The sequence below is a fragment of the Streptomyces sp. NPDC101225 genome (assembly GCF_044767585.1).
GTDB lineage: Bacteria > Actinomycetota > Actinomycetes > Streptomycetales > Streptomycetaceae > Streptomyces.
Genome location: NZ_JBIWOE010000100.1, coordinates 1 through 1,702, shown reverse-complemented (window position 1 = coordinate 1,702; position 1,702 = coordinate 1). Strand labels below are relative to the sequence as shown.

The window sequence follows — 1,702 nt, the reverse complement described above, 5'->3', positions numbered from 1 at the left end:
AGTGCGTTGTGGCAAACCGGATCTTGTTCGAGCGGCAGCGGGTGGTCGTCTGGACTGAGGTTCGGGTGCGGTCGCGGGCATGAGAGAACGGGCCCCTTGGTAGTGACGCGGTTACGACACCAGCACGACCAAGGAAGCCCGTTGCCTGATCAGTTGAGCAGCACCACTGTGGCTGCGTCTACTGCGGTCACCCCTGGGTGTGACTGCTACGTGCACAGGTTCGGTTCGATCGCTCCGGGACGGCGGGCAGGCTGCTATCCGAGTGACATGACGGATGCGGAGTGGGCCGAGGTCCGCTCCGCGATGCCGGTGCCGGCCTGGCTGCTGAAGCGGGGCGGGCGTCCGGAGGCGTACTGCCACCGCGAGATACTCGACGCTGTGCGCTACCTGGTCGACAACGGCGTGAAGTGGGTGGCCATGCCGGTCGACTTCCCGTACTGGCGGGCGGTCTACGACTTCTTCCGCCGCTGGCGGGCCTGCGGCTACGTGCGTGAACTGCACGAACGCCTGCGCCGCACGGCGAGGGAACGCTCAGGCCGCAACACTGAGCCCAGTGCGGGAGTCATCGACAGTCAGTCGGTGGACGCCTCCGAGACCGTCGGTGAGGACAGTCGCGGATACGACGGCGGCAAGTCACGCGACGGGCGCAAGCGTCACATCCTGACCGATACCGAGGGCCTGCTCCTGGAGGTGACCGTGACGACGGCCGATGTGCACGACTCCAAGGCCGCCCCCGCGCTGCTGGAGACGTTCATGGACCAGCCGGGCCGGCTGCTGAAGCTGGTGTGGGTCGACAGCGCCTACCAGGGCCCCGCACTGGCCGAGGCGTTCGCCCGTCACGGGGTGCGCGTCGAGGTCGTGCGCCGCTCCGACGGCAGGCGCGGATTTGTCGTACTGGCCCGCAGGTGGGTGGTGGAGCGCACGCTGAGCTGGCTCTCCCGCTCACGCCGCCTCAACCGCGACCACGAACGCCGCCTCGACCACCACGCTCAGATGGTGTGGTGGGCCGCCGTGATCAGGCTGTCCCGGCGCCTCGCCGGGGACGCTCCGCGCTGGCCGGAGAAGCGTCCCGGCCGACTGCTCCGGGCGCGGGCATGAACCGTCCGTCCTTCGCCCGCACCAGCCAGCCCCGCTTCTCCAGCACGTAGGCACGGTGCCGGATCTTTTCCACCTCGTTCTTGATCTCTGCTTCGCGGCCCACCGCCCGCGTCAGCTCCACCCCGTTCATCGGCCCCGAAGCGGTCATCACCGCGGCGAACACCTCCCGATACAGGCCGCTGAGCACCTCCTCGCCCATGCCCGACCGCCACACCGGCGGCCGCTCGCCGTGCCCCGCGCCGGGGCCGCCCGATCCCACGACGGCAGCCATCTCACCACCGGACGGCACGGAAACCGGCGTATTCACCGGGCTCTCCCCGGCCAGCACCGACACGAGCTCCTCACGCCCCACCCGGGCCCGCTCGACTCGCTCCCGCGCGGCATCCACCTCGGCCTGAGCCTGCTCCAGAACCTCCGTCCAGGACTCCAGATCCTGCCTCGCCCGCGCCTCACGCTGTTCCATCAACCCCAGCACCGACGGCATCGCGACCTCCTCGATCCACAACAAACCGTCCGCTGCCTGCCCCTACACCTCCGCGATCATGCCCCGCACACGAAGAAGTCCCTGTTCATCGAACAGGGACTCCCTTTGCCACAACGCACT

2 protein-coding genes are annotated in these 1,702 nt (G+C 69.0%); one reads left to right on the top strand and one right to left on the bottom strand.

Annotated features, from left to right (window positions below; all coding sequences use genetic code 11):
• The first annotated feature begins 267 nt into the window (after positions 1-267).
• The gene (locus tag ACIRPX_RS45905) at positions 268-1,098 is read left to right on the top strand and encodes an IS5 family transposase (protein WP_404206133.1); all 831 of its coding nucleotides are present in this window, start codon (positions 268-270) and stop codon (positions 1,096-1,098) included.
• Here the strand turns inward: ACIRPX_RS45905 and ACIRPX_RS45900 are convergent.
• Positions 1,016-1,582 carry a hypothetical protein gene (locus ACIRPX_RS45900; RefSeq protein ID WP_266600637.1) on the bottom strand — a complete coding sequence of 189 codons (567 nt, stop codon included), beginning with the start codon at positions 1,580-1,582 and terminating at the stop codon, positions 1,016-1,018. The genes ACIRPX_RS45905 and ACIRPX_RS45900 overlap by 83 nt on opposite strands.
• Between the last annotated feature and the right edge of the window lie 120 nt (positions 1,583-1,702).